This is a genomic window from Pseudomonas sp. WC2401 (assembly GCF_041200115.1).
Taxonomy (GTDB): Bacteria; Pseudomonadota; Gammaproteobacteria; order Pseudomonadales; family Pseudomonadaceae; genus Aquipseudomonas; species Aquipseudomonas fragi.
Window position 1 is genome coordinate 2,097,111 of sequence record NZ_CP165623.1, and the last position, 18,567, is coordinate 2,115,677.

19 protein-coding genes are annotated in these 18,567 nt (G+C 59.1%); 12 read left to right on the top strand and 7 right to left on the bottom strand.

Annotated elements, in window-relative coordinates; all coding sequences use genetic code 11:
- Window positions 1-39: 39 nt before the first annotated feature.
- Window positions 40-294: a hypothetical protein gene (locus AB3G35_RS09635; RefSeq protein ID WP_016779998.1), complete on the top strand. Its 255-nt coding sequence runs from the start codon at window positions 40-42 to the stop codon at window positions 292-294.
- A 114-nt stretch (window positions 295-408) separates the two neighbouring features.
- Here the strand turns inward: AB3G35_RS09635 and AB3G35_RS09640 are convergent, their stop codons facing one another.
- Window positions 409-891, bottom strand: a complete 483-nt coding sequence (locus AB3G35_RS09640) for a transcription elongation factor GreAB (protein WP_369782579.1) — start codon at window positions 889-891, stop codon at window positions 409-411.
- Between the two features lie 125 nt (window positions 892-1,016).
- Between AB3G35_RS09640 and earP the strand changes: the two genes are divergently transcribed.
- From earP to AB3G35_RS09655, 3 genes are all read left to right on the top strand, one after another.
- A complete protein-coding gene (gene earP / locus AB3G35_RS09645; RefSeq protein WP_369782580.1) occupies window positions 1,017-2,150 on the top strand; it encodes an elongation factor P maturation arginine rhamnosyltransferase EarP in 1,134 nt (377 codons plus the stop codon).
- 49 nt (window positions 2,151-2,199) lie between these two features.
- Entirely contained in the window at window positions 2,200-2,772 is a 573-nt protein-coding gene (locus AB3G35_RS09650; protein WP_016780001.1) for an elongation factor P, read from the top strand.
- 133 nt (window positions 2,773-2,905) lie between these two features.
- The gene (locus AB3G35_RS09655; RefSeq protein ID WP_095040366.1) at window positions 2,906-3,658 is read left to right on the top strand and encodes a sulfite exporter TauE/SafE family protein; all 753 of its coding nucleotides are present in this window, start codon (window positions 2,906-2,908) and stop codon (window positions 3,656-3,658) included.
- Here AB3G35_RS09655 and AB3G35_RS09660 read toward each other — a convergent pair.
- The gene (locus tag AB3G35_RS09660; RefSeq protein WP_016780003.1) at window positions 3,648-4,505 is read right to left on the bottom strand and encodes a LysR substrate-binding domain-containing protein; all 858 of its coding nucleotides are present in this window, start codon (window positions 4,503-4,505) and stop codon (window positions 3,648-3,650) included. The two genes, AB3G35_RS09655 and AB3G35_RS09660, sit on opposite strands and share 11 nt — an antisense overlap.
- Window positions 4,506-4,600: 95 nt before the next feature.
- Here AB3G35_RS09660 and AB3G35_RS09665 point away from each other — a divergent pair, with 95 nt between their 5' ends.
- Window positions 4,601-4,780, top strand: coding sequence for a DUF1127 domain-containing protein (locus AB3G35_RS09665; RefSeq protein ID WP_016780004.1), 180 nt, complete (start codon window positions 4,601-4,603; stop codon window positions 4,778-4,780).
- 135 nt (window positions 4,781-4,915) lie between these two features.
- On the opposite strand, the gene AB3G35_RS09670 is transcribed toward AB3G35_RS09665, so the two are convergent.
- A complete protein-coding gene (locus AB3G35_RS09670; protein WP_016780005.1) occupies window positions 4,916-6,262 on the bottom strand; it encodes a class II 3-deoxy-7-phosphoheptulonate synthase in 1,347 nt (448 codons plus the stop codon).
- Window positions 6,263-6,419: 157 nt separating this feature from the next.
- Between AB3G35_RS09670 and AB3G35_RS09675 the strand changes: the two genes are divergently transcribed.
- The gene (locus AB3G35_RS09675; protein WP_016780006.1) at window positions 6,420-7,175 is read left to right on the top strand and encodes a spermidine synthase; all 756 of its coding nucleotides are present in this window, start codon (window positions 6,420-6,422) and stop codon (window positions 7,173-7,175) included.
- 371 nt (window positions 7,176-7,546) lie between these two features.
- Window positions 7,547-9,217, top strand: a complete 1,671-nt coding sequence (locus AB3G35_RS09680; RefSeq protein WP_016780007.1) for a DEAD/DEAH box helicase — start codon at window positions 7,547-7,549, stop codon at window positions 9,215-9,217.
- A gap of 183 nt (window positions 9,218-9,400) precedes the next feature.
- Here AB3G35_RS09680 and AB3G35_RS09685 read toward each other — a convergent pair whose 3' ends face one another.
- Window positions 9,401-10,168 (bottom strand): class III extradiol ring-cleavage dioxygenase, encoded by a 768-nt coding sequence (locus AB3G35_RS09685; protein WP_315250493.1) that lies wholly within the window; start codon window positions 10,166-10,168, stop codon window positions 9,401-9,403.
- 101 nt (window positions 10,169-10,269) lie between these two features.
- On the opposite strand from AB3G35_RS09685, the gene AB3G35_RS09690 reads away from it, so the two are divergent.
- A complete protein-coding gene (locus AB3G35_RS09690; RefSeq protein WP_016780009.1) occupies window positions 10,270-10,929 on the top strand; it encodes a thiopurine S-methyltransferase in 660 nt (219 codons plus the stop codon).
- Window positions 10,930-10,989: 60 nt separating this feature from the next.
- Here AB3G35_RS09690 and htpX read toward each other — a convergent pair whose 3' ends face one another.
- Both htpX and AB3G35_RS09700 read right to left on the bottom strand, forming a co-directional pair.
- Complete coding sequence (gene htpX, locus AB3G35_RS09695; protein WP_016780010.1) at window positions 10,990-11,877, bottom strand: protease HtpX; 888 nt, start codon at window positions 11,875-11,877, stop codon at window positions 10,990-10,992.
- Between the two features lie 313 nt (window positions 11,878-12,190).
- Window positions 12,191-13,402 carry a pyridoxal phosphate-dependent aminotransferase gene (locus tag AB3G35_RS09700; protein ID WP_016780011.1) on the bottom strand — a complete coding sequence of 404 codons (1,212 nt, stop codon included), beginning with the start codon at window positions 13,400-13,402 and terminating at the stop codon, window positions 12,191-12,193.
- A 222-nt stretch (window positions 13,403-13,624) separates the two neighbouring features.
- Here AB3G35_RS09700 and msrB point away from each other — a divergent pair, with 222 nt between their 5' ends.
- Together msrB and AB3G35_RS09710 are read left to right on the top strand one after the other, a co-directional pair.
- Complete coding sequence (gene msrB / locus AB3G35_RS09705; protein WP_016780012.1) at window positions 13,625-14,020, top strand: peptide-methionine (R)-S-oxide reductase MsrB; 396 nt, start codon at window positions 13,625-13,627, stop codon at window positions 14,018-14,020.
- Window positions 14,021-14,037: 17 nt separating this feature from the next.
- A complete protein-coding gene (locus AB3G35_RS09710) occupies window positions 14,038-14,535 on the top strand; it encodes a glutathione peroxidase (protein WP_315250498.1) in 498 nt (165 codons plus the stop codon).
- Between the two features lie 173 nt (window positions 14,536-14,708).
- Here the strand turns inward: AB3G35_RS09710 and AB3G35_RS09715 are convergent, their stop codons facing one another.
- Window positions 14,709-17,024, bottom strand: coding sequence for a response regulator (locus AB3G35_RS09715; protein WP_016780014.1), 2,316 nt, complete (start codon window positions 17,022-17,024; stop codon window positions 14,709-14,711).
- Window positions 17,025-17,162: 138 nt separating this feature from the next.
- Between AB3G35_RS09715 and AB3G35_RS09720 the strand changes: the two genes are divergently transcribed.
- Window positions 17,163-18,092, top strand: a complete 930-nt coding sequence (locus AB3G35_RS09720; protein ID WP_186349443.1) for an ATP-binding protein — start codon at window positions 17,163-17,165, stop codon at window positions 18,090-18,092.
- Complete coding sequence (locus tag AB3G35_RS09725; RefSeq protein WP_086796095.1) at window positions 18,085-18,567, top strand: GAF domain-containing protein; 483 nt, start codon at window positions 18,085-18,087, stop codon at window positions 18,565-18,567. The genes AB3G35_RS09720 and AB3G35_RS09725 overlap by 8 nt, the downstream gene beginning before the upstream one ends.

Consider the following 18,567-nt stretch of genomic DNA (forward strand, 5'->3'; position numbering starts at 1 on the left):
GTGTAAGATGTCACCTAATTTACGCCGCAGGAAATTCCCATGAGCTTCAACCTCGCCAACAAGCCTCTCGCAGAGCGTGCAGCGCTTGAAGATGAAAAATCCCGTTTGTATGACCTCTGGCAGAGCAACCTGGGCAAGGCCAAAGGCGATGCGGCGCGTTTGTTCGGTGAGCGCGCCAAGCGCAAGGGCAAGTGGGCTGAATGGGTACGTTCGGAACTGGACGCCATGTCGCCGCCCGAATACGCCAACATGGTGCGCAGCGAAGTGAACCGCATGATGGCTGCGGCCAAGTAATTCATACGCAAAAACTACTGTCTGTGGGAGCGGGCTTGCTCGCGATTCAGGCGCCGCGATTTATCTGAGTAACCGGGGCGATGCTATCGCGAGCAAGCCCGCTCCCACAGTTGCCTAGAGCGTTTCGCAAACGCTGGACACCTGCACCGCGCCGCCCACATTGATCTGCACTTCGTCATCGAGCTGCTTGCCCAGCAAGGCAGCGCCCAGCGGTGAGCGCGGGGTGATCACAGTGACCGTCTGTCCGCCGTGTTCGAGCTTGAGCCCGGCGGCATCGGGGGCGAGAAACAGCCACTGCGCACTGCCGTTGTCAGCCTCCAGTTGAATCAGCGCCCCGATCTGTATGCCGCTTGCCGCGTCGTATGGCGCCAGGGGCATGGCCCGGCAGTTTTTCAGCGCCTGGCGGATTTCTTCAACCCGGCGTGCCTGCCCCGTGGCCAGATACGAGGCTTCAAGGCCAAGGGTGTCGTATTTGTTTTCGGCGATATTTTCCGCGTGGGTCGCCGCTTCATAGGCGGTTTGCGCTGCCCGCTGGAGCACGTCGAGGTCGATGGCGAGCTTTTCCAGCATCAGCAAGTGGACTGCGGTCTTGTTCATGGCTCATGGCTTGCAGGAAACGAGCAGCGATTGTCGCACGAGTGCTGCGCAGATTAATCCGCATCAAGCCTTCTGTACGCGTGAAATTATGCGGACAATCACCCCTTTGAATGTTGGAGCCCGGAATGAAAGCCTCCTGGGATATTTTTTGCAGTGTGGTCGATAACTACGGCGACATTGGTGTGACCTGGCGCCTGGCCCGGCAGTTGGTGGCCGAGCATCAGCAGGGTGTGCGGTTGTGGGTCGATGATCTGCGGGCCTTTGTGCCGTTGTGCCCCGAGGCGGATGTGCAGGCGGCTCGGCAATGGCAGCAGGGGGTCGAAGTTTGCCAGTGGCCTCAACAGTGGCAACCGGCCGATGTCGCTGATGTGGTGGTCGAGGCATTTGGCTGCAAGTTGCCTGAAGGTTACTTGCAGGCGATGAAAGCGCGCCCGGCTCCGGCGCTGTGGATCAATCTGGAGTACCTGAGCGCGGAAGACTGGGTCAGTGGCTGTCATGGTTTGCCCTCCTTGCGCCCCGACGGCCTGAAGCGGATGTTTTTCTTTCCAGGGTTTACCCCGGATACCGGCGGGTTGCTGCGTGAGGCCGACCTGTTGCAGCGTCGCCGTGCCTTTGAGCAGGATCCGCAAGCCAAACAGGCTTTTTTGCAGGGGCTGGGGGTTACACCGGCAAGCGATGCGCGGTTGATTTCATTGTTTGCCTATGAAAATACCGGGCTTGCCAGCTGGCTGGACGCAATGGCAGCGGGCAGTGTGCCGACCCATCTGCTGGTGCCTCAGGGACGGATTATGGGTGATCTGCTGCGCTGGCTTGGGGTTGAACAACTGGCGGTGGGGCAGGTGCAGCAACGCGGGGCCTTGACCGTGCAGACCTTACCGTTCGTCCGTCAGCAGGACTACGACCTGTTGTTATGGAGCTGTGATTTCAACGCGGTACGCGGTGAAGACTCGTTTGTGCGGGCGCAATGGGCGGGGCGCCCCCTGCTGTGGCACATCTATGAGCAGGAAGAAGACGCGCACTGGGTCAAGCTCAATGCCTTCCTTGATTTGTACGTCAAAGGCCTTTCGCCGCCGGCTGCCCAGGCATTTGCCGGGCTTTGGCATGCCTGGAATGCGGGTGCCGATATGGCGCAAAGCTGGAATTCGCTGCTGGAACACTGGCCCGAGATCACCGTGCACGCCGAGCGTTGGTGTCTGGAACAGTCATTACAGGCCGATCTTGCGCAAGCGCTAGTACTGTTTTATAGAAATTGGATATGATACGCGACCTAGATTTTTGTAAATCTCAATCCAAATTCGGATATTCGTAATGAAAACTGGTAAAGAGCTTAAACCCGGTACAGTCATCAAGCTCGAAAACGACCCTTGGTTGGTTCAGAAAGCTGAATTCACCAAGTCCGGTCGTAACAGCGCGATCATGAAGACCAAGCTGAAAAACCTGCTGACTGGCTACAAGACCGAAATCGTATACAGCGCTGACGACAAGCTGGAAGACGTGATCCTGGATCGCAAAGAAGCGACCCTGTCCTTCATCAGCGGCGACACCTACACGTTCATGGACACCACTGACTACACCATGTACGAGCTGAACGCTGAAGATATCGAAGCCGTTCTGCCATTCGTTGAAGAAGGCATGACCGACGTTTGCGAAGCCATCTTCTTCGAAGACCGTCTGGTTTCCGTAGAGCTGCCGACCACTATCGTGCGTCAGGTTGACTACACCGAAGGTTCCGCTCGCGGCGACACTTCGGGCAAGGTGATGAAGCCTGCCAAACTGAAAAACGGTACCGAGCTGAGCGTTGCTGATTTCGTTGAAATCGGCGACTGGATCGAAATCGATACCCGTGACGGTGGTTCCTACAAGGGCCGCGCCAAGGTTTAAACCTTGCGTTAACCGTACGATAAAAAGCCCGGCCTGTTGGTCGGGCTTTTTTTTGCCCGGCAAAAGCCCCGGCCTGGTGCTTTGCCCGGGGCCGGGGACTGGGTAGCATGGGCGCTTACCAAGAGGGGCGGTAATGCTGATCGATTTTTTAATGTATGCAGCCTTGGGCGTCGCAATGGGCGCGCTGGGCGGGTTGTTCGGGATTGGTGGGGGCTTGATCGCCATTCCGGTGCTGGGGTTGTGGTTCGGTCTGGATCAGCAATTGGCGCAAGGCACGGCCCTGGCCATGTCGGTGCCCAATGTGTTTTTGGCGCTGTACCGCTATCAGCAGCGCAACCGGATCAATCTGCGTCAGGCATTGCCGCTGGTGCTGATGAGTTTTTGCTTCGCCTGGCTGGGGGCAATGTTCGCGGTCGGGGTGGATGCAGGGGTTATTCGCTGGGGCTTTATCGCCTTTTTACTGGCGATCACCCTCTACAACCTGATCAAAATGTACACTTCGGCGCCCCCCTCAATAACCGGTTCACGCTACGGCTGGCCGTGGTTCGGGGTGCTGGGGGCCGTAGCGGGCACGACCGGCGGGTTGTTTGGGGTGGGCGGGGCCGTGGTGGCGGCCCCTGTGCTGACCAGCGTGTTCGGCACCACACAGGTGGTGGCTCAGGGCCTGTCGCTGGCCCTGGCTGCGCCAAGTACTGCGGTTACCCTGCTGACGTATGCGGTGCATGACGAGGTCAACTGGGTCATGGGCGTGCCGATGGCCATTGGCGGCCTGTTGAGCATCAGCTGGGGCGTCAGGCTGGCCCACGCCCTGCCGGAGCGCATGCTGCGCGGCTTGTATTGCGCCTTTTTGCTGCTGTGCGCGGGGTTGCTGGCAATCAAGGCTTGAAGCCTTCAACGATGTACTCGGCAAAGCACTCGATAATGGGCGACGAAGCGCTGTTGGCTTTGCGCAGCAGCACGATACTGGCGGAGGGCAGCACGGGCAGGTTCTCGGCCTCGCCGATAATGCGCAGGTCGGGCGTCAGCAGGCTTTGCAGCTGTGCGGTCACGGCCAGCCCGGTGCTCACCACGGCGTTGATCGCCGCCAGGCTGGCGCTGGTGTAGGCCACCCGGTATTCACGTTGCTGAATATCCAGCGCATTGCAGGCCCAGGTTCGGCAAAAACAGTCGGTATTGAACATTGCCAGCGGCAGGGGCGTTTGCTCGTGGGGCGAGAAGCCCTGGGCCACCATCCAGACAAAACGCTCCTGGCGCAGGATCTGGCCCATTTCGGTGCCGGGTTTGCGGGTGACGATGGTCAGGTCCAGGTCGTTGCGCTGCAACAGCTGCGATGACGGCTCGCAATGCACCTCGACATTGATCAGCGGGTAGTCCTGGGCAAAACGCGACAGCACCCCGGGTAAAAAGCGCATCACATAATCATCCGGCGAGCCGATCTTTACCGTGCCCACCATCTGTGGCTGGCGCAGGGTGTTGAACACCTCGCTGTGCAACTTGAGGATGCGCCGCGCATAGCCGAGCAGCACGATGCCTTCCTGGGTCAGGCTGACATTGCGCCCCTCGCGCTGGAATAGCGCACATTTCAGTACGTCTTCTTCCAGGCGTTTCATTTGCATGCTGACCGCCGACTGGGTGCGATTGACCACTTCGGCCGCCCGGGTAAAACCGCCGTGATCGGCGATTGCGGCAAAGGTACGCAGCAGGTCGGTGTCGATGCTGGGGAATTCAGCCATTGATCAATCTCGCAGATGTGTCGCATAAGAAACATTCGTTGGATTGATCTTATGCCCGCGCCGACACTTGAGCCATACCCCAGGAGGCTCAAGTGATGAAAGGTCAAATAGGCAGGGTGTGGATGGCCCGGATTTCGCGCTGGTATCAATTGTCGCGGGAGAGGGCCTGCTTGCGGCAGATCAGCGATGCGGCGCTCAAGGACCTTGGGTTGAGCAGGGCGGATATCGAAACCGAAAGCCACCGGGCTTTTTGGGATGATCCGTTTAACAAGTGAGGCGAGCTTGCCTCAACCCCTCTGTGGGAGCGGGCTTGCTCGCGATGGTATCCCCCGGCTTTGCCTGAGACACCGGGGTGTCCGCATCGCGAGCAAGCCCGCTCCCACAAGATCGGCATGCACACAGTGTGTGGGTCAGCGCTTGACCTGCTTGAGCGTCTCGGCAATCAAAAATGCCAGTTCCAGCGACTGATCGGCGTTCATGCGCGGGTCGCAGTGGGTGTGATAGCGGTCCGACAGGCCGTCTTCGGTAATCGGGTTGGCGCCACCGATGCATTCGGTGACGTTTTGCCCGGTCATCTCGATATGAATGCCGCCGGCATAGCTGCCTTCTGCCTCATGCACCTGGAAGAACTGCTTCACCTCACCCAGGATCTGCGCAAAGTCGCGGGTCTTGTAGCCGCTGCTGGCCTTGATCGTGTTGGCGTGCATCGGGTCGCAGCTCCATAGCACTTGCTTGCCTTCACCTTCCACGGCGCGGATCAGTTGCGGCAGGTGATCGCCGACCTTGTCGGCACCCATGCGTACGATCAGGTTGAGACGGCCCGGGTCGTTGTCCGGGTTGAGGATATCGATCAGGCGGATCAGGTCTTCGTTGTTCATGCTCGGGCCAACCTTGACCCCGATCGGGTTGTTGACCCCGCGCAGGAACTCGACATGGGCGCCGTCCAGCTGGCGCGTGCGGTCGCCGATCCACAGCATATGTGCCGAGCAATCGTAGTAATCGTTGGTCAGGCTGTCGCGCCGTACAAAGGCTTCTTCGTAGTTGAGCAGCAGCGCTTCGTGGGCGGTAAAGAAGCTGGTTTCACGCAGTTGCGGCGAGCTGTCCATGCCGCAGGCGCGCATAAACGCCAGGGTCTCGTCGATGCGGTCGGCCAGTTGGCTGTATTTTGCCGCCAGCGCCGAGTTGGCGATAAAGTCCAGGTTCCACTTGTGCACCTGATGCAGGTCGGCAAAACCGCCCTGGGCAAAGGCGCGCAGCAGGTTCAGGGTGGCGGTGGACTGGTGATAGGACTGCAGCAGGCGCTCCGGGTCCGGCACGCGGCTTTTTTCATCAAAGCCGATGCCGTTGACGATATCGCCACGGTAGGCGGGCAGGGTCACGCCGTTGATGGTTTCATCATTGGCCGAGCGCGGCTTGGCGAATTGCCCGGCCATGCGACCGACCTTGACCACCGGGCAACCTGCCGCGAAGGTCATGACAATGGCCATTTGCAGCAACACCTTGAAGGTGTCGCGAATCTTCGCCGCCGAAAATTCGGCAAAACTTTCAGCGCAATCGCCGCCCTGAAGCAGAAACGCCCGACCTTGAGTGACTTCGGCAAACTGGCGGCGCAGCTCGCGGGCTTCCCCGGCAAACACCAGCGGCGGGTAACTGGCCAGGCTTTGCTCGACGCGCAGCAGGTGTGCAGCGTCCGGGTAGTGGGGTTGTTGCTGGATCGGCAGGGCGCGCCAGCTGTCAGGGGTCCAGATTGGGCTCATCGCAGACTCTAGTATTTGTTGGGGGTGGCCCATGTTAGCAGCAATTAGTGCGTGACCTGTTGCGCTGCAATGGCCGACAATCGCGCCTTTGCGCTCGCTATCGAGTGGCTGTTTTTTCAGCGTTGCGGGTAGTGCCGGAGCGCGGCAAGGAGTGGAAATGTCTGAGGAGCGCGTAGAGCGTCTGCTCGCCGAAGTTCACGATGACTTCGGCATGATTCGGGTACTGGAGGTGGCTGACTACCGTTTCCTCGAATTTGGCGATGCAATCGAGCAAAGTTGCGTGTTCACCGCTGACCCCAGCTGGCTGGAGTACGATTACACCCGTGCCATGCTGATCGGTGCGCTGTGCCATGACGCCCCGGAAAGCGCGTTGTTCCTGGGGCTGGGCGCCGGAACCCTGACCCAGGCCTGCCTGAAATTCTTGCCCCTGGAAGATGTCGAAGCCATCGAGCTGCGCCCTGATGTGCCACGCCTGGCCATTGAATACCTGGGCCTGGACGATGATCCGCGGTTATTTATACGCATTGGCGATGCGCTTGAACTTTTGGACAGTGCCGAGCCGGCGGACCTGATTTTTGTCGATCTGTACAACGACCTGGGTCCGGCTGCGGGGCACCTGGCCTGGACCTTCCTTGAAAGCTGCCAGAAAAAACTGGCCCCCAACGGCTGGCTGATCATCAACCAGTGGGCCACCGATGATGGCAAGCCGCTAGGTGCTGCCCTGTTGCGCGGCCTGTATCACCGCCATTATTGGGAGCTGCCGGTCAAGGAGGGTAACGTGATCCTGATGGTGCCTGCCGATCTGGAACAGACCCTGGACATCGACGCGCTGACCGTTCGTGCGCAAGCCCTGGCACCGCGTCTGGGCTATTCGCTGGAGTCGCTGATCAAGGCAATTCGCCCGGCAACCTGATGCCCGACGGTGAAACGTTTTAGCGTTTGCCCCAGGGTGGCCCGGCACGAAACGCTTTTTCAGGGACGAAAAAATCGTTAAAGCCCGGTCTACAGAGGGGTACAGGCGTTTTTACAGTAAAAAACCCCTTCTTTTTTTTGATAAATCCGGTATAGTGCGCGCCGGCCTTTAGCCGGGCCACGTTTAGGTGTCGCATTTCCCGAAGCACGCTTCGGCTGCTCGTCCGTTTCGCGGACAACCCCTGAACGCTCCATTCATTTAACGTTTTCGCAAATCCCCGCCGACAAAGCAGCCAGGGCGACTCTTGAGTCTTACACGGCATGCGCAGCTTTGGAGCATGGGTCTTTGCGGATGCACTTAGAGGCAGACCCATGACCCAGGAAACCGGCGGCTTCGCCGCTTTTAATCTTAACCCGAACATTCTTTCTGCTGTCATTGCGACTGGCTACGAAGAACCTTCGGCTATTCAGCAGCAATCGATCCCGATCATCATGGCCGGTCACGACATGATTGGTCAGGCGCAAACCGGTACGGGTAAAACCGCCGCGTTCGCCCTGCCGATCCTGCACCGCATCGATCCTGCTAAGCGCGAGCCGCAAGCCCTGATCCTGGCGCCAACCCGTGAGTTGGCGCTGCAAGTAGCAACCGCTTTCGAAACCTACGCCAAGCAAATGCCGGGCGTTACCGTTGTGGCCGTTTACGGCGGCGCCCCTATGGGTCCACAACTGAAAGCAATCCGTAATGGCGCACAGATCGTTGTCGCCACTCCGGGCCGTCTGTGCGACCACCTGCGTCGTGACGAAAAAGTGCTGTCGACCGTGAACCACCTGGTTCTGGACGAAGCTGACGAAATGTTGAAACTGGGTTTCATGGACGATCTTGAAGTTATCTTCAAGGCACTTCCGCCAACCCGTCAGACCGTATTGTTCTCGGCAACCTTGCCGCAGTCGATCCGTGCCATTGCCGAACGCCATCTGCGCGATCCGCAACACGTGAAGATCCAGACCAAGACTCAGACCGTTACCGCGATCGAACAGGCTCACCTGTTGGTTCACGCTGACCAGAAGACCTCGGCTGTATTGAGCCTGCTGGAAGTTGAAGATTTCGACGCCCTGATCATGTTCGTTCGCACCAAGCAAGCGACCCTGGACCTGGCCAGCGCCCTTGAAGCCAAAGGCTACAAGGCTGCTGCACTGAACGGCGACATCGCCCAGAACCAGCGTGAGCGCGTGATCGACTCCCTCAAGGATGGCCGTCTGGACATCGTTGTGGCGACCGACGTTGCTGCTCGTGGTCTCGATGTTCCACGTATCACTCACGTGTTCAACGTTGACATGCCTTACGATCCAGAGTCCTACGTTCACCGTATCGGCCGTACTGGCCGTGCCGGTCGCGAAGGTCGCGCACTGCTGCTGGTGACTCCGCGTGAGCGCCGCATGCTGCAAGTGATCGAGCGTGTAACTGGTCAGAAGGTTGCGGAAGTCCGCCTGCCGGATGCCCAGGCTGTTCTGGATGCTCGCATCAAGAAGTTGACCAACAGCCTGACGCCGCTGGTTGCTGACGCTGAAGCCACTCACGGTGATCTGCTGGATCGCCTGATTGCTGATATCGGTTGCAGCCCGCGTGCCTTGGCCGCAGCTCTGCTGCGCAAGGCCACCAACGGTCAGGCCCTGACCCTGGCTGCCATCGAGCGTGAGCGTCCACTGGTGCCGAACAGCGCACCGCGTGAGCGTTCCGAGCGTTCGGGTGACCGTCCGGATCGTGGTGATCGTGAGCGTCGTGCTCCGGTTCCATTGGCCGAAGGCCGTGCTCGTTGCCGTACCGCGCTGGGTGCGCGTGACGGTATCGCTGCCAAGAACCTGCTGGGCGCTATCCTCAACGAGGGTGGCCTGGCGCGTGAAGCGATCGGTCGCATCCAGGTGCGTGACAGCTTCAGCCTGGTAGAACTGCCGGAAGCCGGTCTGGAAGGTTTGCTGGCCAAACTGAAAGACACCCGCGTTGCTGGCAAGCAGTTGAAACTGCGTCGCTACCGCGAAGATTAATCACTGTTGCAGTGATTGATCGCTAAAAAAATCCCCGCCTGGTGCGGGGATTTTTTTTGTCCGTCATTTGTACTGGCTGGCCTTTGTGGGAGCGGGCTTGCTCGCGATGGCATCGACGCCCTTCAACTGCACTGCCGCGCCGCCATCATCGCGAGCAAGCCCGCTCCCACAGGATATGGGGCGCTAGCCAAACCGGTAGATATCCATGCCCAGCGCGCCCAGCGTCCAGCCCTGGTGGGCAATGCTGAACGGGCCGCCTGCGGCGCGGGCAAAATACAACGGCAGCAGGTGCTCGTCGCTGGGGTGGTTTTTGGCGGCGAAAGGCGCGTGTGTGCGATAAGCATGCAGTGCGGTTTCGTCATCAGCAGCCAGTTTGTCGATCATCCAGTCACGGAAAGCCTTGGCCCAGGGCTCGATGCTCTCAGGGCCTGCGTGCCAGTCCAGTTCGCGCAGGTTGTGGGTGATGCTGCCCGAGCCGATGATCAGCACGCCCTCGCTGCGCAGGGCCGCCAGTGCATGCCCGACTCTGGTCTGGCCGGCCGGGCCAAGCTGGCTGGGCAGCGACACCTGCACCACCGGAATATCTGCGTCCGGGTACATTAATGACAGTGGCACCCAGGCACCGTGGTCAAAAGGCCGTCTGGCGTCCAGTCGGGCCGGCAGGCCGTTGTCTGCCAGCAACGCGGCAATCCGCGCCGCCAGCGCCGGCTCGCCGGGCGCCGGGTATTGCACGGCAAACAAGGCTGGCGGGAAGCCGCCGAAGTCGTGCCAGGTCTCGGGCGCCGGGTTGCTGGCGACCCGCAGGTCGGGGCTTTCCCAATGCGCGGACACCAGCACGATGGCTGTTGGTCGTGGCAGTTCGGCCGCCAGGCGTTTGAGCGCCGGGCCACTGGCGCCCGGTTCCAGTGCTAGCATGGGGGAGCCGTGGGAAATAAACAGGCTGGGGAGCATGAACGATGTCCTCAAAGTTAAGATGCGTCATCTTCATCCCGATCATTGATCTAAATCCAATATAAGTTTTAGTACTTATCTATCGAATTTAAAGGTGAATCATGCAGCCCGAATTTTGGCACGACCGCTGGGATCGCAATCAGATCGGCTTTCACCTGCAGCAGGTCAACCCTTACCTGCCGCGCCTTTGGCCCACTCTGGGCCTTGAGCAGGGCGGGTGTGTGCTGGTGCCGCTGTGTGGCAAGAGCCTGGATATGAGCTGGTTGGCGGCCAACGGCCATGAAGTGCTGGGGGTGGAGCTGACGCAGACGGCCGTGGAGCAGTTTTTCAGCGAGCAGCAGGTCGAACCACAGATTCGCCAGCAGGGCGCCTTCAAGGTGTACGAGGCAGGCCCGGTGACGATCCTGTGCGGTGATGTGTTCGCCCTGACTGAGGCCGATGTGGCCTCCTGTGTGGGGCTGTATGACCGCGCTGCGACTATCGCATTGCCTGCCGAAATGCGCGCAGCCTACGCTCAGCACCTGAACCGGATTCTGCCGAGGGGTTGCCGTGGCCTGTTGATAACCCTCGATTACGATCAGTCACAAATGAACGGCCCGCCGTTTTCGGTGCCGGACGCCGAGGTGCAGAGCCTGCTGGCACCTGCCTGGACGCTGGAAATCATTGAGCAACCCGATGTGCTCGATCAGGAATGGAAGTTCCTCAAGAGCGGTGTGACGCGGCTGGTGGAGCGGGTGTATCGCCTGGAAAAAACCGCCTGAGCGAAATCGCAGGCACAAAAAAGGGCGACCGCAGTCGCCCTTTTTTGTGTTCGCCGTGGGTTAGCCGCGGCGACGCAGAGCATCGATACGTTCTTCCAGTGGCGGGTGGCTCATGAACATCCGCGCCAGGCCTTGCTTGAGGCCGCCGTTGATGCCGAAAGCCGCCATGGTGTCCGGCATGTGAACCGGCAGGCCCTGTTCGGAGCGCAAGCGCTGCAAGGCGCTGATCATGGCCGTGGTGCCGGCAAGCTGCGCACCGGCTTCGTCAGCCCGGAACTCACGCTTGCGCGAGAACCACATGACGATGGCGCTGGCCAGGAAGCCCAGGACCAGTTCGGCGAAGATGGTCGCGACGTAGTAGGCAATGCCGCGGCCCTCATCGTTCTTGAACACCACCTTGTCGACAAAGTTGCCGATGATCCGTGCGAAGAACATCACGAAGGTGTTCACCACGCCCTGCACCAGTGCCAGGGTGACCATGTCACCGTTGGCAACGTGGCCGATCTCGTGGGCCAGTACCGCTTTGACTTCATCGGGCGAAAAACGCTCGAGCAAACCCTGGCTGACCGCGACCAGGGCATCATTTTTGTTCCAGCCTGTGGCAAAGGCATTCGCCTCATAGGCAGGGAAAATCCCCACTTCAGGCATTTTGATTCCCGCCTCGCGGGACAATTGCTCAACGGTTTGCATCAACCATTGTTCATGACGAGTACGAGGTTGAGTGATCACCTGGGTGCTGGTGCTCATCTTCGCCATCCATTTGGAGATGAACAGCGAGAACAAAGACCCTGCAAAACCAAAGACCGCACAGAACACCAACAGCTGACTGAGGTTCAGATCAACCCCGTTGGCCGCCATGAACCCGTCGAAGCCGAACAGGCTCAAGGTGATGCTGGCAATCAGCACGACCGCCAGGTTAGTGGCCAAAAACAGCAGAATGCGCATCATGGTTGTAAGAATCTCCTCGTCTTAAAGGTGTTGCCGTATGCGGGTATATAAGGTGCTGCCCCGGGCTATTCAACCAAGTGACTATTTCAAACTGTGTCCTTCAGCCTGATTCTAGTTGCATGCGGGGCATTTCCTAATATGAAGGAACGTTTTTCTGCGCCAGAAGTTCCACCTCAAGCCAATAAACACGGGACTTTGTCGTTTGCAGGGGGTTTTTGAGGGGGGAAGAGGGCGGCAGCAGGCAGTGCGTGAAGAATGTTTCATCTGACACATGCTGTGCGACTTTTGATTGGTCGCACAGCATGCTCAGAAATTACTGACGGTAGGTCTTCAGGAAGTTACCGATCCGGCCGATGGCCATATCCAGCTCGTCGACACGCGGCAGGGTCACTACGCGGAAGTGGTCAGGCCACGGCCAGTTGAATGCCGTGCCTTGAACCACCAGCAGTTTTTCCGAGAGCAGCAGGTCCAGCACGAATTTTTCGTCGTTAAGGATCGGGCACACTTTCGGGTCGATACGCGGGAACGCATACAGTGCCCCCATCGGTTTCACGCAGCTGACCCCGGGGATGTCGTTGAGCAGTTCCCAGGTGCGGTTGCGCTGCTCCAGCAAGCGGCCGTTGGGCAGGACCAGGTCATTGATGCTCTGATAGCCGCCCAGTGCAGTCTGGATGGCGTGCTGGCTGGGCACGTTGGCGCACAGGCGCATGTTGGCCAGCATATCGATGCCTTCGATATAGCCCTGGGCGTTTTGCTTGGGCCCGGAGATGGCAATCCAGCCTGAGCGGAAACCGGCCACCCGGTACGACTTGGACAGGCCGTTGAAGGTCAGGCACAGCACGTCCGGGGCCAGGGACGCGGTGCAGATATGCACGGCGTCGTCGTAGAGGATCTTGTCGTAAATTTCGTCCGAGAACACCACCAGGTTGTGTTGGCGGGCAATTTCCAGCATGCCCAGCAGCACTTCCTTGGAATACACCGCACCGGTAGGGTTGTTCGGGTTGATGATGACCATCGCCTTGGTGTTGGGGGTGATCTTGGCTTTTATATCCTCAAGATCAGGCCACCAGTTGGCTTGCTCGTCACACAGGTAGTGTACCGGGTGGCCGCCGGCCAGGGTCACGGCTGCAGTCCACAGCGGGTAATCGGGTGCAGGTACCAGCACTTCGTCGCCATTGTTGAGCAGCGCTTGCAGCGACATCACGATCAGCTCGGACACACCGTTGCCCAGGTAGATGTCTTCGATGCCGACCCCTTCCACCTGTTTTTGCTGGTAGTACTGCATCACGGCCTTGCGGGCGCTGAACAGGCCCTTGGAGTCGCTGTAGCCCTGGGCAGTCGGCAGGTTGCGGATCACGTCCTGGAGGATTTCGTCCGGCGCTTCAAATCCAAAGGGTGCGGGGTTGCCGATATTCAGCTTGAGGATGCGCTGGCCTTCCTCCTCCAGACGCTTGGCGTGCTTGAGCACCGGGCCGCGAATGTCATAACAGACGTTGGCGAGCTTGTTTGATTTGCTGACCTGCATGGCGATGTGATCCCGAAAATGAACGATCCAGGCGCTGTGATGACCACGGCACTGGGAAATTCTGTGTTTGCACACAGTGGCTAACACCGCTTTGCTTCAAGAATCCGTTTGAATGCAGTTGGGGCGGGTGCCAGACTGGTGTTTAACGAGGCGCAATCATACGTGCCACCCGACCCCTGGAAAAGCCACTGGTCGGGGTTTTTCAGTTGCAGAGGCATAAGCATGGAAAAGTTGAACAAAACCCTGGACGAATGGAAGGCCATGCTCGATCCGGAGCAATACAACGTGTGCCGGCTCAAAGGCACCGAACGGCCGTTTTCGGGCAAATACAACGGCACCAAAACCGACGGCGTTTATCACTGCATTTGCTGCAACGCGCCATTGTTCGATTCCAGCGCCAAATTTGATTCCGGCTGTGGCTGGCCGAGCTTTTACCAGCCCATTGGCGACAGTGCGATGGTCGAGATCCGTGACGTGAGCCACGGCATGGTGCGTACCGAAGTGGTCTGCGCCAAATGTGATGCGCACCTGGGCCATGTGTTCCCTGACGGTCCGCCACCCACCGGGTTGCGCTACTGCATCAACTCGGTGTGCCTGGACCTGGTTCCCCGCAACTGACCTTTTGAGGCGCCGTCATGAACGACAACCTGTTCGATATCCCATGCACCACTCTTGGCGGCGAGCCGAAAACCCTGGCGGATTTCCAGGGCAAAGCCGTGTTGGTGGTCAATACGGCCAGCAAGTGTGGTTTTACCCCGCAGTACAAGGGGCTAGAGGCGCTGTGGCAGCAGTATCGCGACCAGGGGTTGGTGATCCTGGGGTTTCCATGCAACCAGTTTGGCCAGCAGGAGCCGGGTGACGAAGCGGCCATTTCCGAGTTTTGCGAGCTGAACTTTGGCGTAAGCTTCCCGCTGTTCAAGAAGGTTGACGTCAATGGCACCAAGGCCCACCCCTTGTTTGTCCAGCTCAAGAAGCGTGCGCCGGGGTTGCTGGGGTCGCAGGGAATCAAGTGGAACTTCACCAAGTTCCTGGTCAGTGGCGATGGCCAGAGCGTCAAGCGTTATGCCCCGACTACCAAGCCCGAGGCGCTCAAGGCCGATATCGAGGCGCTGCTGCGATCGATTAAATGGTAAGACGATTTATCTGTAGCCGCTGACGAGTAGAACGAGGCTGCGAACGGCGGCGCAGACGTCGCAAATCCTGAGTCCGGATCTGACTGGCGCACCGTTGCGTGTGATTTAGCGACCGCTTCGCGCTCGATCGCAGCCTCGTTCTACTCGTCAGCGGCTACACAAACCTGCCTCTTTCAGGCTTTTTGCGGCACCCACACGTCAATCAGCGTCGCCAGCTCTTCACGTCGAAACGGTTTGGCCAGGTAGTCGTTCATGCCCGCCGAGCGACAGCGCTCGCGCTCTTCGGGCATGGCATTGGCCGTCAGGGCCACGATGGGCAGTTTTGGCCAGCGCCCGCGCTGGCGAATTTGCCGGGTGGCCTCGTAGCCATCCATCACCGGCATATTGCAGTCCATCAACACCAGATCAAAGGTCTTCTGTTCCAGCAGGCTCAGGGCTTCGCCACCATGCGCCGCCACCCTCACATCACAGCCCAGTTTGCTCAGCATGCCCTTGGCCACCAACTGGTTGACCGGGTTGTCTTCAACCAGAAGAATCCGTGCCCGGCGCTGGGCAGGGGCGCTGTCGCGGCGCGCGCCAGGGTTTACGTCGTCATCTTTGAGCAGCAGATGCTGCAAGGTTTTATACAGCGCATAACGCGAAAGCGGCCGGGCTTTTTGTTGCAGGGGGGCCAATGCATTGACTTGATCGCCGGGCATGAAGTTGCCATAGGCGGTCACCAACAGAATGGGCGCGTTGATGGCAGGCCGCAGGCCAAACAGGCACTCGGGGCAGTCGGTGATCAGCAGGTCAGGATCGGTACCCGCCAGGGAGTCGTTCAGGGAATAGCGTTTGTAGTCCAGCCCCCAAAGTGGCAAATAGCTGCTGAGCAGTTCGCTCAAGCCACTGCTCGCCGCGCTGACGCCAATCACCCGCCCGCACAGCGTCTTTTGCTTGATCGCCGGGGTATGGCAGGGCAGTGGGAGTTCGGCGCAAAACTGGCTGCCAAAGCCGACTTCCGAGCTGATGGTCAGCCGCCCGTGCATCACTTCACACAGGCTGTTGGTCAGTGCCAGGCCTAACCCGGTGCCGCCAAACTGGCGGGTGATGCCTGCCCCTGCCTGGGTAAAGGGGCGGAAAATTCTCGCTTGTGCTTCCTGGGCGATGCCGATACCGGTGTCGCACACTTCGATACGCACTTGGTCGCTTTGCGCACTGAGGCGCACATCCACCCGGCCGAAGCGGGTGAATTTCAGGGCGTTGGACAGCAGGTTGCTGACAATCTGGCGGACCCGGGTCGGGTCGCCGAGTACCAATGCCGGGAAATCCGGGTCGATCAGGCACGTCAGCTCCACACTGGGCGCGGCGTTTTGTGACAACAGGTTGGCGGTGTCTTCGATCAACGTACCCAGATCGAAAGCAATATGCTCCAGCTCCAGTTGGCCTGCATCGAATTTGGACAGGTCGAGAATGTCGTTGAGCAGTTCGACCAGGACCTTGCCCGAGTCGTGGGCAATAGACAGTTGCTGGTATTGCTCGGCATTCAGCGGGCTGTCCAGGCACAGCGCCAGCATGCCCAGCAGGCCATTGAGCGGGGTGCGGATTTCGTGGCTCATATTGGCCAGGAATGCCGCGCGGGCCTGGGCCATTTCCAGTGCCGTGCTGCGCGCAGCTTCCAGCTCTTCATTGGAGTGACGCAGTTGCTCGTTGATTGTTTCCAGCTCTTGGGTGCGCTGTGAAACGATGGTTTCCAGCCGGGCCAGGTAGTCGGTGAGGCTGTTTTCGGCACGGCGGCGGTGTTCCATCTCCAGGGTCATGGCTTCGAACTGCTGGTTGGCAGCGTTGACCAATACGCCAATTTCGTCGTCTTCGTGACCGGGAGGGCAGTGCATCCGTGATTGACCAGGGTGGCCGGGCTTGCGCTGGCTGAGTTCGCGAATCACCCGCACCAGCGGCTTGGTCAGCATCACATAAAACAGCCCCATCAGGATAAACGTCAGGATGAAGCTGCGGATAAAGCCGCTGAGCAAGGTAACTTCTGCACGCTGCAAAAATCGTTTGCCGAAAGGGTAGGTGTCCACTTCCAGGTGCAGCATGCCCATGCTCATTTCAGGCAGGTGGTTGAAGTACAGGCGCTCGTCAAACGAGCGGTTGGCACCAAACAGAAAGTCGCTAAGGGCCCGGTAGCGCCCGCTTTCGGGTTGATCCTGCACCGCCGAAAGGACTACGCCGTCGCTATCGACCAGTTGCGCACCGATGATCGCCGGTGAGCGCAACAGGCCCTGCAACAGTTCCTGGGCCAGCTCGGCGTCAAGGTTGTAGGCGATGCGCGATGCCGGGTTGTGGCTGATCTCAAGCAGTGACTGGATTTCGCGATTGATGGCGGCGTTTTCACTGGCATAATCGATGCCGATTTGCAGCAGGCTCAGCATGGCCCCGAGCACCAGCCCAACCAGCACAGTCAGCTTGGCTTGCTTGAAAGACAGGCGATGGGTGAGTTTTGTATCCATTGGGGTGCAGCACCTGTTTCCATTTCTTGCGGGGTGCAAGAGTAGTCGATTAGTAGGTCAATCGGCAGCCTGATTGAGCTGCCTGCGGTTAGCCGAGCGAGTCATTTTGCGGATGGCTGTCGAATTCTGGCAATGGCAATGTGCCATCATTGTGTATCAGTCCGAGGAAATGTTGTGAATTCTAAACTGGATGCCTTTCTGGAACGGGCCGAAGCGGTCCTTGCACGTCTTGAACCTTTGCTGCCGGCGCAGCGCGAATCGATCGAGTGGGACCAGTGCCTGGCAGCCAGGTGGCAGCGTGAAGGTCGCTCAGGCTATCTGATGCCGTTGCAAGTCAGCCTTGAAATGCGCCTTTCGGACTTGATCGGGGTGGATAACCAGCGTGACCAGCTGGGGCGCAACACCAAACAGTTTCTCGACGGCTTGCCTGCCAACCATGCCCTGCTCTGGGGCTCACGGGGCACCGGCAAGTCTTCAATCATTCGGGCCTTGCTGGCCGAGTATGGCCATGCGGGGCTGCGTCTGATCGAGATCGAACGCGATCACCTGGCCGACCTGCCGCGCGTGGTTGAGCAGTTGCAGGGCTTGCCCCAGCGCTTTGTGCTGTTTTGCGATGACCTGTCGTTTGAAGCTGGCGAGAGTGATTACCGGGTGCTGAAAAGTGTGCTGGACGGCTCGCTGGAGCAAGCGCCGGATAACGTGCTGCTATATGCCACTTCGAACCGTCGCCACCTGGTGCCGGAAAAGGAAAGCGACAACGAGAACTGGAAGAACGTTGACGGTGAGTTGCACCCCAATGAGGCCGTGGAAGACAAGATCGCCTTGTCTGACCGCTTTGGCCTGTGGCTGTCATTCTATCCCTTTACCCAGGATCATTTTTTGAGTGTGGTCGAGCACTGGATCGAGGTATTGGCCCGCAAAGCCGGTTTGCAGTGGCAACGCGACGAGGCACTGGATATTCTGGCCGTGCGCTGGGCGACCGGGCGTGGCAACCGCAACGGCCGTTGCGCCTATCAGTTCGCGCGTTATTGGGTGGGTTTGAAATTGTTGGAGCAAGTGAATGATTGATTTGAACGCCACAGGTGCAGGCCTGAACGGCTACACCCTGTTGCAGGCTCAGTTGGAGTCGTTGTTGGCAGATGAGCGTGACTTTATTGCCAATGCTGCACAGTTCTCGGCGTTTTTGTATCACCAGCTTGATGATCTGAACTGGGCCGGTTTTTACCTCAACCGCAATGAAGAACTGGTACTGGGCCCGTTTCAGGGGCAGATTGCCTGTGTTCGTATCCCGTTCGGGCGGGGCGTGTGCGGGGCTGCGGCGGCGAGCCGGCAGACCCAGCGGGTTGAAGATGTGCATGCATTTGCCGGGCATATTGCGTGTGACAGTGCTTCCAACAGTGAGTTGGTGGTGCCCTTGATCAAGGATGGCCGCCTGATTGGCGTGCTGGATCTGGACAGCCCGAGCATCGGGCGCTTCAGCGAGCAGGACCAGCAGGGCATTGAAGCCCTGGCTGCGATCTTCTTGCGTTTGAGCGAGTGCTGA